The organism is Caballeronia udeis (assembly GCF_001544555.2).
Taxonomy (GTDB): domain Bacteria; phylum Pseudomonadota; class Gammaproteobacteria; order Burkholderiales; family Burkholderiaceae; genus Caballeronia; species Caballeronia udeis.
Genome location: NZ_FCOK02000010.1, coordinates 46,814 through 60,771, shown reverse-complemented (window position 1 = coordinate 60,771; position 13,958 = coordinate 46,814). Strand labels below are relative to the sequence as shown.

Genomic DNA, 13,958 nt, shown 5'->3' with positions numbered 1-13,958 from the left:
CAGACAGACGCATTCGATCTTTAAATATGTCGCCACTGACGGCGAATGTATCGAGTCAAGCGAGGTCGTCAAGCGCGCCAGCGTTCTCGTATAACTTGAGCAACATGGCGCGAAGCACCTGAACGTCGCTTGCCGTGAAGTCGGTAAGGATCACCGACTCATGTTGCTTCGCGACCGGGACTATGCGCAGCGCCAGTTCGTCCCCCTTGCTTGTCAGGGCAATCCTGATTGACCGTCCATCCGTCGTGCTCTTCTCGCGCTTGACCAATTCCTGACTCTCAAGACGGTCAATGATCCGGGACAGCGCGGATATATCCGACGTTGCGTGCACCGATAATTCAGACAAGGTCTGGTGCGGAACATACAGCAGCGAGGCACAGACTCGCCACTCACTGAGGTTCAGGCCAAACGGTTTCAGTGCCTTCGCGAATGCGTTTCCCATTCGGCCTCCGGCCCGTGTCAACAGAAAGGGAATCGCCTGTTCGAGTTCTTCCGGTCGCTTGCGTGTCTTCATGATGATCGGCGTGTTGAGGGTTTACATGGGTAGGTATGCTTGAAAAATCAATTATACTCCATCAGGAGTGTACTTGAAGAATCAAACAAATTCCATCCGTGTGACTTCGGATAGCTTGCTCCTTCTTGAGCGAAGCAAAGCCTCATACGCTGAACCGGATCAAATTCCGGGATCGTGTCTGATACTTGTTTTACCTGACCATGCGTTTGGGATGAATCGGATCGATCGCGCCTGAGGTTAGCTGGATATGAAAGGCTCATAGTTCTAACTCTAGTTTAATTTGTTTGTATTACTAAATAAAAACGATGGCTGTGGCAGCGACTTCTGCGCTGGGTTCATCCAAAAACTACCGCGCGATTTTCAAGCCAGAGTGCGACGGGCGTCGTGAAGAAACGAGTGTCGGCGAAATGAATTTGACACAGCCCCAAAGGTGCGTCTGAAGACAGGGGATGGAAAGCGGAGGTCAGATTTGGAAACTCAAGTCATCATTGTTGGAGCCGGACCGGTAGGACTGACACTTGCGATCGACCTTGGCAGACGCGGCATTGCGTGCGTGCTCGTCGAGCAAAAGGCGGCACCCCAGTTCCTGCCGAAAATGGAGCGTTGTAACGCGCGGACCATGGAGATTTTCCGGCGGCTTGGGCTCGCGGACCGTATCCGGGCCGCCGGTATGCCCGAGGACGTCCCCATGGATGTCCAGATCGTCCGTTCAATGGTGGAGCCACCCATCCTGCGCCTGCCTTATCCGTCGGTAGCGCAAGCTCGCGTGCTCACGCGTGAGAGCCACGACGGTCGCCTGCCGCTCGAACCTTATCAGCTCATCTCCCAGTACACGCTGGAGCCGCTTCTTCTGGAGGTGGCCGAGCAATTGCCGGCGATCACCGTGATGCGCAGCACGACGTTTCTGGAGTTCACTGAGCAGGATGATGGTGTTCTGGTGGCGGTCGATGATGCCGGCGGTGTGAGAAGAACACTGAGGTGTGCTTATCTCGCAGGCTGTGACGGTGGAGCGAGTCCTGTACGCAAGCAACTGGGCATCCGTCTGGAGGGCGAGGGCGACATTGCGCGGCTGAGGCAGGGGCTGTTCTATTGCGAACAACTATACGACCGACTGCCTATCGGCAATGGACCGGGCAGGGGACGGCACTATCTGGTAGCAGGCGGCCCGCCTACTTTCATGATCATGCAGGACTCGACGCGGCACTGGACGGTCCATTCCGCCGTCGAGAGCGATGACGAGATGCGACGGATGTTTGAGCGGATCATCGGTATTGATCTGCCCTACGAGATGTTGTATTGCGCGCAATGGCGGCAGAACCTGCTGCTCGCCGAACGCTATGGAGAGGGAAGGGTGTTTCTCGCAGGAGATGCGGCGCACCTCGTGATTCCAACCGGAGGTCTGGGCATGAACACCGGCGTTGGCGACGCCACCGATCTTGCCTGGAAACTGGCCGCCACGCTTCAAGGATGGGGAGGCCCGGGCTTGCTCGCCTCCTACGAAGCCGAACGGCGCCAGATTGGAGAGCGGGTGGTTGGCGCATCGCGCTACGCGTCGCTGGGATATCGCGCCTGGTTGGCCGAGGTGCGCGCCGAGATCGGAGACGACACGCCCGCAGGGTCGGCTGCTCGTGCCCACCTCGTCGAAGTGGCGAACGTGGAGCAGCGCAAATCGAACGAGATGATCGGCGCGGAACTGGGTTATCGCTATGTGGATTCGCCCATTATCGACAATGTGCCGGGAGGGCCGCCGCACGATCTGCGTGCCTATCTTCCCACTACGTGGCCGGGTGCGCGGCTTCCCCATATGTGGCTCATGGATGCAGACGCCATCCAGGACCGGCTGCGGCCGGAGCGTTACACGTTGATCGACGTCGTGGGCGGGCACGATGCGAGCCCGCTTTTGGCCGCATTCGAAACGCTCGGTGCGCCGCTCGATGTGCTTGTGGCAGCGGATCCGGCGCTTCGCACCGTCTATGAGCGCGACCTTGTCCTCGTGCGGCCCGACATGCATGTCGCGTGGCGCGGCAACCGGCTCCCGCAGGCCATCGAAGATCTCGCCGCGAAGGTGACAGGACAGAGCAACACCGACCGCGCATCGGGTTCGGTCAGCAACCGCTGACCGAGCGAGCTGAATCGAATCGATATTCGGTCAGCCCACGCTGCAGACTCGACGCGCGACGGCGCAGGTGTCGTCGCCTTGAGATTTCGACAACATTGGAGACGAACAAAATGACTGCACGGTTGAATCGGGCCAGAGATGCCAATTCATGGCACCGGGGATTTCGGTGGACGCTCTCGGCGCTGGCGGCATGTGCGTCAGGCGTATCGCATGCGCAGAGCTCGGTCACTCTGTATGGGGTCATCGATACGGGCGTTGAATATGTGACGAACGTTGGTCCACAGAAATCCAGCTCGGTGCACATGCCGTCTCTCACGGCCTCTCTGCCATCCCTGTGGGGCCTGCGTGGTAAAGAAGATCTCGGTGGTGGCCTGAATGCGGTCTTTGTACTGGAGTCGGGTTTTGCTCCCGGAACGGGTTCGCTGAATCAGGGAGGGCGTCTGTTTGGCAGGCAGGCCTATGTGGGGCTCTCGGGGCAGTGGGGAACGGTGACCCTCGGGCGGCAATATTCGCAGATCTTCTGGGCGGCATTGACGGGCGACACGCTGGCTCCGAATATCTATGCGGCCGCCGATCTGGACCCCTACCTGACCCAGCCGCGCGTCGATAATTCGATCACCTATACATTCAAATCGTCAGGACTGACCGCGTCCGCGTCGTATTCGTTCGGCCGCGACGCGGTGGATAGTGCGCCGGCCGGAGGGTGCGCCGGCCAATCGCCGACCGACTGGCGCGCCTGCAAGTCCATGTCTGCGATGCTGAAGTACGACGCGGGCAGATGGGGCGCGGCAGCGGCCTTCGATCGCAATTACGGTGGGGGCGGAACGGGCTCGGCTTTGCCACTTAGCTCGCAAACCGATACACGCGCCCTTATCGATGGCTATGTGAAGTTTGGCAACTCGACCCTCGGCGCGGGATTCCAGCACCGCATCAATCACGGAGAGCAGACGCCGACCGTTTTCGATGCGACCAGCAACTACTGGTGGATCGGTGGATCCTATTTGCCCGTTGCTGATATTGCTCTTGACGCACAGTTCGGCCATATCACCGTGAGCGGCAAGGACCTGGGAGGGTCGGTGATCGCGGCGCGCGCGATGTACTTCTTTTCCAAGCAGACCTCGGTGTACGTCACAGCAGGGCATGTGTTCAACCAGCGCAACGCGAGTTTCTCGATTGACGGTGGCGTGCCCCCGCCCACTTCGACGCCATTGCCAGGCGTGAATCAAACCGGTGCGATGGTGGGTATTCGCCACCTGTTCTAGATGGCCCGCGGCCGCTCGATGTGGCTGCAGGGCAGACCGGGGTCGTTCGTTGAGGCGACGGCCCCGGGTATTGATTCCTTCCCCAGGTAGCAGGAGGCCCCAGCAGATATGAGACTCACTCCACAACTGATATTCGCCGCTACGGGCTGCCACGTGGCTCCTGCCGAGCACCGTCACGCAGCAGGGCGCGACGCAAACCTTCGACGGCACCTTGCCGATCAAGCGTAGCCAGTTCGACATCGGCTCAGGCGAATGGAAAGACACGTCGGTCGCCGCCGACGAAGTGACGATCAGGTTTCACCTTGTTGAAGCCAAAAAATAAGCAGCAAAAGCCACTCAGACCATCCAGGAGAATCTCAATGAAGAAGCAACTTTTGACAGCGGCGATCACCGCTCTGGCAGCCGGCATATCGTTGAGTACGCTGGCAGCGGAAACCGGGTATCAACTGGATCCCTCGCACACGTACCCCAGCTTTGAAGCTGACCACTTCGGTGGAGTCTCGATCTGGCGCGGCAAGTTCAACAAAAGTAGCGGCACGGTGACAATCGATCGTGAAGCCAGGACCGGTACGCTCGAAGCGGTGATCGACATGACCTCGGTGGATAGCGGCAACGCTGCACTGGATAAGGTGTTGAAGAGCCCCAAATTTTTCGATGCAAGTCAATTCCCGACCGCCGTCTATAAGGGCACATCGATGAAGTTCAATGGCGATATGCCGGTCGAAGTGATCGGCGAGTTGACGATGCACGGCGTGACGAAGCCGCTGAACCTGACGATCGAGTCGTTCAAGTGCTTTCAGAACCCGCTGCTCAAGCGCGAGGTTTGCGGCACGGAGTCGACAGCGACTTTTGACCGGTCGGACTTCGGGGTGGACACAGGCAAGAGTTACGGCTTCAGGATGCAGACGGTGCTGCACATCCAGGCTGAAGGTATCAAGCAATGAAGCGGGATCGCATGCCGATTCTCCGGCCGCGCAGGCCGTCGAAGTCCCGTAGCCGCAGCGTAAAAGCCCCGTAAAAACCGCGTGACGACCGGATCATTACCGAAAAATAACCGAATCATCACGCTTCGCGGCGGCGCCAGGTTTAGTCTGGCCGGCATCTTCCCTCGTTGAGCAGTTGCGACGATCTGGTGTCCCGACGGAGCCTGGCATGAACGATGTCGTTGCGTACGAAAGCCTTTCGAAAACAGACGGGACGCCGCGAAGCGTAGCGATCCCCTGCGTTTCGTCCAGGACGGGCGAGCTGCGCGCGATCTCTCCCTCGCATCTCCCGCTGGACAGCCTCGCCGCGGAGGCTCTGCACATTGCACGGACCAGCGGCGCCCGGATTGACTTCGGCTTTGCGGAACTCAGGCTCGATATCGAACGGGCGTGGCAGACGGTCATGCACCTCGATTGCAGGGACGCGCTCGCCATCACAGAGCTGATCGAACATCTTTCGAGCCGGCTGCCTGCGACCGCGACGAAAGCGCTCCGCTGCGAGATCGCGGCGCTGCGCGCGGTGGCACTCGTATTGCAGGACGACAATGCGGCCGCGTTGCCGGCCGCATTGTCGGCGCGCGGCCCTGACGCAAGTGCGCGGACTGCGCACGTTGCGTCGACCGTTTGCCGCAGCGTCTATTGGCGGCTCGGCGATCTGGAGAGTTTCCACGCGGTGGAGCGCGTCAAGCTGGACGACCGGCCGGGCCGGATGCAGGCGGTGTCAGCGCTGTTCGATCTGGCGTTGGACGCCGCCGTCGCCCTCGATCAGATGCGCTTCAGCACGGCGCGTTTGCTGGCCGGGCACGCGCTTGAGATCGGGCGCCGCTTTGTCGGCACGCACGTCCTGGCCGATGCATTTCCCGCCTGCATCATTGCGCAAGTGCTCTACGAACAGGGCCAGGTGGATGAAGCCGAGGCGCTGCTCGTCGCCCGGATCGCCAATATCCGCCAATGTTGCACGGTCGAAAGCGCGCTGCGTGCACATGCGCTGCTGGCGAGCATCGCCGCAAGCCGGGGGCAGCATGGCCGCGCGCTGGTGATTCTCAGCGAAGCGGAGGCGCTCGGCGAGCGGCGCGGCTGGCCGAGACTGCGGGCCGCGAGCCTCGCGCACCAGGTTGAGGTCGAGGCAGGTTGCGGGCGCGTCGAGCAGGCTGCAAGCTGTCTGCAGCGTCTCGCCGAACTCGCGGCCGAAGAGCGCGCCGTAAGCAGCAACGTGCGCTTTGAGATCGCGCGTTTTTACACGATCGCACAGGCGCGCGTCGCGCTAACCCGCTCGCCTTGTGCCGTCGATATGATTTCCTTGCGGCAGGTTCATCGCGACACGGTATGGCGCGGTGGTCTCTACGCAGCGGTGCCGGTTGTCCTGTTGCTGGTTGAAGCCTTGCTCGTGATGGGGCAACGCGGCGAGGCGGTCGAGGTGCTCGTCGGTCTGCTCAGGCTCGCGCCCTCCGTTGGTCTGCATCAAACCCTGGTTGATTGCAGTGTGCGCGTCACTGAGCTCATTGAAGCCATCGTGCAACAGCGAATCGTTCCGGACAGCGATATCCGCGAACTGCTGCCGTATGCGAGCATGCTGCTGGTGCACCGGCAACGCGACGCGAGCGAGGCCAATGAGACGTTCGCAGCGCGACGCCCGAACCTCAGCACGGGACTTAGCGAGCGCGAGCGCCTGATCGTCGCGCTGATGGGGCGAGGGCTGTCCAACAAGCAGATCGGGGTTGAGCTTGGCATCGCCCCTGAAACGGTGAAATCGCACGCCAAGCATCTTTACACCAAGCTGTCGGTCAGAAACCGGACCGAGGCTGTCACGCTCGCGACCCGTCTCGGTTTGCTCTAGACACCCAGGAGACTTGCAAGATGCCGGCATCGGCCGGCGTCTCCCGGACGTGGATGGGGGCTAGCTGTCTGCCTCGAGCGTGGCGCGCAGAGTGTGCCCAGCGGGCAAGCTTGCTGCAAGCGCCGTTTTTTTACTCGCCGCGAGTTCGGCGTGACGAGCAGCCGCTACCACGTCACCAGTCAGGCCATACGCTTCGCTCGCAGTGCGATGAATGCGCCAGTCGGCGAGCGGGGTCTGGAAATGCTGCGTGGCTGCGAACGCCTTGTCCAGGCAACGCACGGCATCCGTCACAGTGCCAAGCTGCAGCGCCACACGCGCGTGTAGCTCCCACGACAAACCTTGCCAGGTGCGCTCTTCCGTGCCGGTCGCAAGCCTGACCAGACGCGCGGCATGCGCCATTGCTTCGTCGAGTTTGCCCTCCGTAAGCGCAAGGTTCGCGAGTCCCCATTCGAGCGCCAGCCGCCAGTACCAGTCGAAAATCACCGGTTCGTCATCCATGCGCTGCATTACGTCGAGCAAATGAACGCGCGCGGCGCGGGTGTCGCCGAGGCCAAGATGCGCCAGTCCCTTCAGGAGAATGGCGAGCCGCTGCTCCGCAGGCAGGGTCGATCGACGCACGGCCGTCCCTGTCAGGGTTTCCGCGAGAACCTGCGTGCAGGACTCGAGCATGGCATCGAAGCCCAGTGCATGGAATTGCACCCAGCAGCGATACAGTGTCAGCGTATCCGCACCGTACTGATTGCCGTTGGCGGTATACATCGCAATCGCCCGGTCGAACTCGTGCTGGGCGCGCCCAAGATCGCCCAGATACAGCAGTGTCCAGGGCACGCCGAGATTCACCATCCATGTGGCGCGCGCCATGTTGAACTCAGGGCGGTTCTCGTCATTGTCGACAAGGAACTGGTAGCTCGCGAGAATGGTGTCCTGGGCCTGCTGATAGCGCGCGGAGACCATCAATACCATGGCGTATTCGCACTGCGACCAGGCGGTCGTGAACGGATCGGCGCCGTTACGCAAGGCCTCGAGCGCGCCTTCGCATTGACGGATGTCGTCGGCGCGCCAGCCACGTACCCACATTCTCCAGACATAACCACTGATGCGGGTGCGCGCCTGCTGCTGCGGATCGGTCTGCAGTTCGCTGAGGGCCAGCGCTTCGTCGATGATCCGGCTGCAGCGCAATTGATCGCGCCAGCTATAGGCGTAAGCGAGGCTCAGCAACGCGCGGCTCTGGATGTCGATCAGACCGAGTTGCGCGGCACGCTTTGCCAGTTGCTCGCAAGTCTCGAGTGCGCGCCGGTCATGGGATGCGGTGAAGATTGACGCGCGTCCCTCGAGGAATTCAGCTTCCGCCGCCGCCCGTGCATCCTCCGGCAGATTGGCGGCCAGCATCATGGCGCGATCGAGAACGGCGAGCGCGTCGTTGTACGCGAGGCGTTTTTTTGCCGTCTGGATGGCGATGCGCAGGTAGCCCAGCGCGCGCGACCATTGCCTCGCGGCCGCGAAATGCTGGGCCAGCTCGGCCGCGATGCCGCCACGCGCTTCCGGAGCGCAGCGTGCTTCGAGTTCCTCGGCAATCCGAAGGTGGGAATGCGCGGTTCGCAGCGCGCCCTGACGCTCATAGAAAGTCTGACGGTACATCGTATGGCGGAACGCGAACGTGCGTGCCACGACCATGTGGTCGAGCGGTGCAGGTGCCTCGCGGCGAATGAAGCTTTCCTGCCGGCACAGCGCCTCGCACGTCTCCTCGACACATTCCTGGTTCAACTGGGCCACCGGAGCCACGACAGTCGCGTCGAAGCTGAGTCCCGCCACACTGGCGGCCTCCAGGACGCGTTGTTGATCGTCCGTCAGCCGTTGAATGCGATGCTCAATGACCTGGCTCAGCGTCAGTGGCACTTCGAGCCGAACTTCTGACGGCGACACATGCAGCTTCCATCCATCCGGCGTGGACTGGGCGATTCCCTGGGCGACAAGATGATCGAGCGTCGCCACCATGAAGAGCGGATTACCGCCGGAGCGCTCGGACACGAGTTGCGCGAGACCGTTTTCGTGAGCTTGCTGCGCTTTGCCTTGAAGGTACTCGGCAATGGCGCCTTGGGTCAGCGGCCCGAGCAGAATGTCGTGGCAGAGTTTTTGCAAGCCGAGGTCGCGGTTCAACCGGCCCAGCGGATGACGAGCGATTTCCACATCCTCGGGGCGATAAGTGGCGACCACCATCAACCGTGCATGGGTGCGATGGCGAGCGATGGCGGAGAGCATGTCGACCGTCGAGTAATCCGACCAGTGAAGGTCTTCGAAGACGAGCGCGAGCGGCCTTTGCACCGACAGCGCGGCGAAAAACTCGCAGATTTCACGCAGCATGCGGCCACTCACGGCGCCAACCAACTGGTGTTGGAGCGCAGCGTGATACCGCTCCGGCACCGAACCGGGAAGCTGCGCGGCCCAGGTCGGGGCGATCGAAATCAGGCTGCGCATGATGGCTGCGCCAGCTTCGCCGCGCACCAGTTGAGCGAGGGCTTCGAGGACGGGGTAATACGGCTCGGTGCCGCCGTAACCCTCCACGCAGCGCCCGAGCGAAGTCAGCACGTCGGCACGGCCGTCGAGTGATTCGAGGAACTGGTCGACGAGAGTCGTCTTGCCGATACCTGGTTCCCCAGCGATAAACACGACCCGGGACTCGCCTGCGCAGGCCTCGTCGAACAGCGTTTTGAGCTTTTCCAACTGCGGGGTGCGTCCGACGAATGTTCCGTGAGCCTGTCCCTCTGCATCGGCGGCAGTGGCCCTGGCAGCGGTATTGGCGGGCATGCGGGTTCGCACAGGCGCGATGAAACGATAGCCGCGGCCGCGAAGCGTCTCGATGAATGTGGGGTTGGCTGGATCGTCGCCAAGCGCGGCGCGGATCGACAGCATGTGCCCCTTCAGAACCTGCGGTTCCACGAGAACCTTTTGCCAGAGCGCGTTGAGAAATTCATCGTGCGTCACAAGGCGGCCGGCATTGTCCACCAGATACTGAAGCATGTCGTAGGCACGCGGCCTGAGGTTGAGCCGGCGCTCGCCTCCGTCTGGCGTTGATTGCCAGACGCATTGATTGGCTCGATCAAGCCGAAAAGGCGGAAAATCGCTCAAGTTTGTCTCCGGCCGTGCGGCTCATGCATTCGTGTCATCCAGTTTTAAACTTCCTGCCGATTCTAACCCGCGAAAATCTCGAATGGTCCGGCATGGACAACCGCAGTCCGCAAGGCCTTCAACCCGCAACGTCGTCCCCCGTTCGGGGGATTGGACGCACTAGCACCCTCGACAATAATGGTTCATGGCGATGGGTCGAAGGAGCAATGCATACCGCCGGCCTATGCCTTCGGACGGCCCGCGTCAGGTGATGCACGGCGATTTCCAAAGACGCCTGCACCCCATGAACGGCGACTTCCGGTCGCTCAAATCGAGGACGAAACGAAATGCCCAAAGCGTTTTCAGTTCCCCTTACCCGCCAAGGGAAGTCCGCACTGGCGACACTGCCGCCATGGCATTATTCCAGCGACTGTCTCGCCATTGAATACTGGGCCGACCAGAAGGCAATCGCGGCGCTCCTCCCGCCAGGCGTCACGGTGGACGAGAAATCCGGCGGCCGTGCCTTCTTCTGGTTTCTGGATTGGCAGTTCACGGGTTCCAATGACGAATTGACCGACCCCGCCCGGTATCAATACCGTGAAGCCTTCGTTCTGGTCGAGGCCGTCTTCGAAGGTATGCCGGTCAACTATTGTCCGTTCATCTTCGTCGATAACGATGCCGCGATTGCCCGTGGATGGGCGCAGGGATTTCCGAAGAAACTCGCCAGCGTTTATCAGACGCGCAGTTTTTCCGCACCCAGTCTCGCCGCTGCGCCGCTTGCGAAAGGCAGCCGCTTCGGCGCCAGCGTGTCCGCACACGGGGAAAGGCTGGCGACCGCCCGTCTCCAGCTCGAGGAAGCTGTCGCTGACCCTGCGACCGTTTTCAATCGGCCTACCACGATGCGCCGTTACTTTCCGCAACTCGCATCCGGTTTTCAGGAGAAGCCGCCGGTCGACGAACTCACCATGTCGCTGACGGACAATCTCGCGATCGTGGACGTCTGGGCCGGCTCGGCGGAATTGAAGATTCCCGAAGTCGCCGGAGAGGAGATGCATCTGATTGCGCCAGTGCGCGTCGGCCGGGGCTATCGGCTCGGTATGGCGTACTCCGTGACGGATCTGCGCATTCTGAAGAACTACGCGGCGTGAGCGCTGTGATGGCCTCCTGACCTGGCAGGGGGCCAGGGGACCCCTGGCGCCAACTTGAATGCTCGCAACATGTCCGAACAGGAGTCGTGCCCATGCCGCTCTACACCTTGACCACGCAGGTTGGGGTACTCAACAGTGAGGCCAGGTCCAGGCTCGCGGTCGAACTGACTGACCTGCATTCCGAATATTCCGGTGTGCCAAGGAATTGGGTGCACGTGGTGTTTCAGGAATATCCACCTGGGAACGGGTTCACCGCCGGAGAAGCCGCGGCCACCGCCGCGCTCACACTTCTGATCCGAACCGGCCGCACGCCTGAATATAAGCGCGGCTTGCTACAGCGTCTCTGGACATTGTTCCAGGCCGCGACGGGTGCGCCCGATGATCAGATTGTCATCGGCATTCAGGAGGTGCCGTCCAGTCAGGCGATGGAAATGGGACAGATCATGCCGGACGTCGCGAGCGAACAGGGTGGCGCTTGATCATTCAAGCCAGGGTAACGCCCGTGGGGAAACAATGAACGTTGTGAGTTTCTCGTCGGGCTGGGTCCACACCAGATCGAATTGCATGGCATCCGCGTTCCCGCGTTCGGCAGCGTGAAGACGTGAGGTCTATTAAGGAACTGGCCGTCCAATCCCGACGCCTTCTCGGCTTCGGAATCTTTTCCTTTTTGTGCCGGGGCGTTCAGACGCTGTATTTCAAGGGTCTATGAGTACCATCAACAACGACATGTCTGCCCGCGTAGCCGATTTCAGGAGCCTTAAAAAGGTGTCAACGGACTATGGACAACTGCAGGCCGCCGATGTCGTCGTTGAGGCTGCTACAGAAAAATTTGAACTTACGGTGGATGGTTGGCTCGGTGTCCATGTCGCATAGACTCGCGGGTCAAAGCGGGTCAAAGCGGGTCATGCGTGTCATCGTCTCGCAATCCATGCTGGTGAAATTTCTTCCCTGATTCTGTATTCGATTTTGCGCTGCGTATCGCCGCATCAAAGCTCTCTGCTGTAGCTACATGTTTGTTATCGACGGAGACGAGCCATTGCGTACCGGAGAGACACCACCGAATGCGGCGGTCCTCAAACAAAACGGAAAACCAACGCCAGATCGCAGCGTCCTCCTGGTTGGCCGATGCTGCTGCTGCGTGTCGTATTGCCGAAAAATCTGCCCTGTTGCACTCCATACGGTTCCCCGCGCGGGCAATCACCAACCGCCCGCCTTGACCTATCGCCAGTATCTGGTGAGATACGGAAGTTTACCCGCCCAACTGATGATTTGTCACATTGAGGCTCGGCTTGCGAATCGCACGCTAAACGAGTCGGGCGTTGCTTACGCTCGATCGCCGTGACAGTGCGTGAGGCGGCAGTCAAGATTATTCCGGTGGGCATCCATCACAGACATGGATGGCAGCGCGATATTGTCTGACATAGACAGGAGTCCGACTGACCGAAGCATCGAAGTGCGGATCTCGTAGAGTTGCCCGGATCGAGACTATAGATCGTCGGCGACGTCTAGTGTTTTGGAGCGAAGCATATGTGCGCAGCGTCCACTGGTGACAGACCAGCATGAAAGAAACTCTGCAGGCATTTCAAATTTTCGGTGCTCGGTTGATAGGGCGGGGTAATGAATCCGGCTCTCAGTGCTTCGTGATACCAATTCCAAGTCCAGGCCCGCATTGCTCGGTCACGAGAGCGATTTGACTCACATATCGATTTATCATGCATTGTGTTGTCCGGCGGTTTGATGGTTGAACTCCCCGTACTGGGTCGCTGGGTCGAAAGTCGTCGTTCCTTCAACCTTGAACGTGGTGATCGATCGCCGCACAAAACGGCCCCTGCGGTGAGTCGTTACCCGCGGTGAAGAATTCCTGGAGCTGCGAGCACCCGATCGACTGGAAAGCCGGATCAGATGCCGATACCGGCAATGCTCAGCTCCAAACTTCCATGCCACGTCAGGCAAGGGCGGATCCCGGCACTTCTGCCGCGGTCTGGTCATGTTCGGTAAAACTCTTCTTTTCAGTCACTGACGATCCTGCCTGCTCGAAAAAGCGTTGCGCGTCCAGAGCGGCCATGCAACCAGTCCCTGCGGAAGTGATAGCCTGCCGGTAGATAGAATCCTGGACGTCGCCTGCGGCGAACACTCCTGGGATGCTGGTCATCGTCGCCATCCCGCTTGCACCGCCTCTGGTGACCACGTAACCGTCTTTCATTTCGAGCTGCCCCTTGAAAAGGTCGGTATTCGGTTGGTGACCAATTGCAATGAAGCAGCCCTTTAGTTCTATCTCTGTGGTTCCGCCGTCTCTTAGGTTATTCAGGCGTACGCCGACTACTCCGGAATCGTCACCGAGAACCTCCGTGAGCGTGTGCCAGGTGTGCAACTGCATTCGCCCTGCTGCGACTTTTTCCATTACCTTGTCTATGAGGATGGGCTCGGCGCGGAACCGATTACGCCGATGGATAAGATGTACCTTGCGGGCGATATTTGACAGGTAAAGCGCCTCTTCAACAGCGGTGTTTCCGCCGCCCACGACACAGACGTCCTGGTCGCGATAGAAGAATCCATCACACGTCGCGCAACCACTCACGCCGCGGCCGAGAAAAGCCTCCTCGGACGGCAGGCCCAGGTACTTCGCCGATGCGCCGGTAGCGACGATCAGTGCGTCGCAGGTGTACGTGCCGGCGTCGCCGGTCAACACAAACGGTCGTTGCTTCAGATCGACTTCGTTGACGTGATCGAACACTATGTGTGCATTGAAGCGCTCCGCGTGCTGCTGAAAGCGCTGCATCAGGTCAGGACCGGTCACTCCGTTCACATCGGCGGGCCAGTTATCCACTTCGGTCGTGGTGACCAACTGTCCGCCCTGCGCCAGGCCAGTCACCAGCATGGGCTCAAGGTTTGCACGGGCAGCGTAGATGGCGGCTGTGTATCCGGCTGGGCCGGATCCGAGGATCAAAACGCGCGCGTGGCGCTTGTCGTCGCTTTGCATGGAAATGTCT

10 protein-coding genes and 1 pseudogene are annotated in these 13,958 nt (G+C 60.4%); 8 read left to right on the top strand and 3 right to left on the bottom strand.

Translation table 11 applies throughout. From position 1 onward, the window contains the following. Positions 1-55: 55 nt before the first annotated feature. On the bottom strand, positions 56-442 hold the full coding sequence (locus tag AWB69_RS09970; protein WP_331712665.1) for a MarR family winged helix-turn-helix transcriptional regulator: 387 nt from the start codon (positions 440-442) through the stop codon (positions 56-58). A 541-nt stretch (positions 443-983) separates the two neighbouring features. On the opposite strand from AWB69_RS09970, the gene AWB69_RS09965 reads away from it, so the two are divergent. The 5 genes and pseudogenes from AWB69_RS09965 to AWB69_RS09950 all read left to right on the top strand — a co-directional run bounded on the left by AWB69_RS09965 (position 984) and on the right by AWB69_RS09950 (position 6,715). Beyond that, positions 984-2,633, top strand: coding sequence for an FAD-dependent monooxygenase (locus tag AWB69_RS09965; RefSeq protein ID WP_062084734.1), 1,650 nt, complete (start codon positions 984-986; stop codon positions 2,631-2,633). Between the two features lie 110 nt (positions 2,634-2,743). Next, the gene (locus AWB69_RS09960) at positions 2,744-3,895 is read left to right on the top strand and encodes a porin (protein WP_062084733.1); all 1,152 of its coding nucleotides are present in this window, start codon (positions 2,744-2,746) and stop codon (positions 3,893-3,895) included. Positions 3,896-4,055: 160 nt separating this feature from the next. Beyond that, positions 4,056-4,217: pseudogene (locus tag AWB69_RS49255) on the top strand (YceI family protein); the annotation flags it as partial. A gap of 37 nt (positions 4,218-4,254) precedes the next feature. Next, on the top strand, positions 4,255-4,839 hold the full coding sequence (locus AWB69_RS09955; RefSeq protein WP_062084732.1) for a YceI family protein: 585 nt from the start codon (positions 4,255-4,257) through the stop codon (positions 4,837-4,839). Positions 4,840-5,047: 208 nt separating this feature from the next. Then, on the top strand, positions 5,048-6,715 hold the full coding sequence (locus tag AWB69_RS09950) for a helix-turn-helix transcriptional regulator (protein ID WP_062084731.1): 1,668 nt from the start codon (positions 5,048-5,050) through the stop codon (positions 6,713-6,715). Positions 6,716-6,775: 60 nt separating this feature from the next. Here the strand turns inward: AWB69_RS09950 and AWB69_RS09945 are convergent, their stop codons facing one another. Next, entirely contained in the window at positions 6,776-9,841 is a 3,066-nt protein-coding gene (locus tag AWB69_RS09945; RefSeq protein WP_062084730.1) for an ATP-binding protein, read from the bottom strand. A 326-nt stretch (positions 9,842-10,167) separates the two neighbouring features. Here AWB69_RS09945 and AWB69_RS09940 point away from each other — a divergent pair, with 326 nt between their 5' ends. From AWB69_RS09940 to AWB69_RS47560, 3 genes are all read left to right on the top strand, one after another. Beyond that, a complete protein-coding gene (locus AWB69_RS09940) occupies positions 10,168-10,968 on the top strand; it encodes an acetoacetate decarboxylase family protein (RefSeq protein ID WP_062084729.1) in 801 nt (266 codons plus the stop codon). A 92-nt stretch (positions 10,969-11,060) separates the two neighbouring features. After that, positions 11,061-11,447, top strand: coding sequence for a tautomerase family protein (locus AWB69_RS09935; protein WP_062084728.1), 387 nt, complete (start codon positions 11,061-11,063; stop codon positions 11,445-11,447). Positions 11,448-11,673: 226 nt separating this feature from the next. Then, positions 11,674-11,841 (top strand): hypothetical protein, encoded by a 168-nt coding sequence (locus AWB69_RS47560; protein ID WP_156528793.1) that lies wholly within the window; start codon positions 11,674-11,676, stop codon positions 11,839-11,841. Between the two features lie 1,072 nt (positions 11,842-12,913). On the opposite strand, the gene trxB is transcribed toward AWB69_RS47560, so the two are convergent. Beyond that, entirely contained in the window at positions 12,914-13,948 is a 1,035-nt protein-coding gene (gene trxB / locus AWB69_RS09930) for a thioredoxin-disulfide reductase (protein WP_082913332.1), read from the bottom strand. Between the last annotated feature and the right edge of the window lie 10 nt (positions 13,949-13,958).

Excerpts from the sequence above, each read along its gene's own strand:
- AWB69_RS09970 (WP_331712665.1), bottom strand. The coding sequence starts at position 442 with ATGGGAAACGCATTCGCGAAGGCACTGAAACCGTTTGGCCTGAACCTC.
- AWB69_RS09960 (WP_062084733.1), top strand. The coding sequence starts at position 2,744 with ATGACTGCACGGTTGAATCGGGCCAGAGATGCCAATTCATGGCACCGG.
- AWB69_RS09955 (WP_062084732.1), top strand. The coding sequence starts at position 4,255 with ATGAAGAAGCAACTTTTGACAGCGGCGATCACCGCTCTGGCAGCCGGC.
- AWB69_RS09950 (WP_062084731.1), top strand. The coding sequence starts at position 5,048 with ATGAACGATGTCGTTGCGTACGAAAGCCTTTCGAAAACAGACGGGACG.
- AWB69_RS09940 (WP_062084729.1), top strand. The coding sequence starts at position 10,168 with ATGCCCAAAGCGTTTTCAGTTCCCCTTACCCGCCAAGGGAAGTCCGCA.
- AWB69_RS09935 (WP_062084728.1), top strand. The coding sequence starts at position 11,061 with ATGCCGCTCTACACCTTGACCACGCAGGTTGGGGTACTCAACAGTGAG.
- AWB69_RS47560 (WP_156528793.1), top strand. The coding sequence starts at position 11,674 with ATGAGTACCATCAACAACGACATGTCTGCCCGCGTAGCCGATTTCAGG.
- trxB (WP_082913332.1), bottom strand. The coding sequence starts at position 13,948 with ATGCAAAGCGACGACAAGCGCCACGCGCGCGTTTTGATCCTCGGATCC.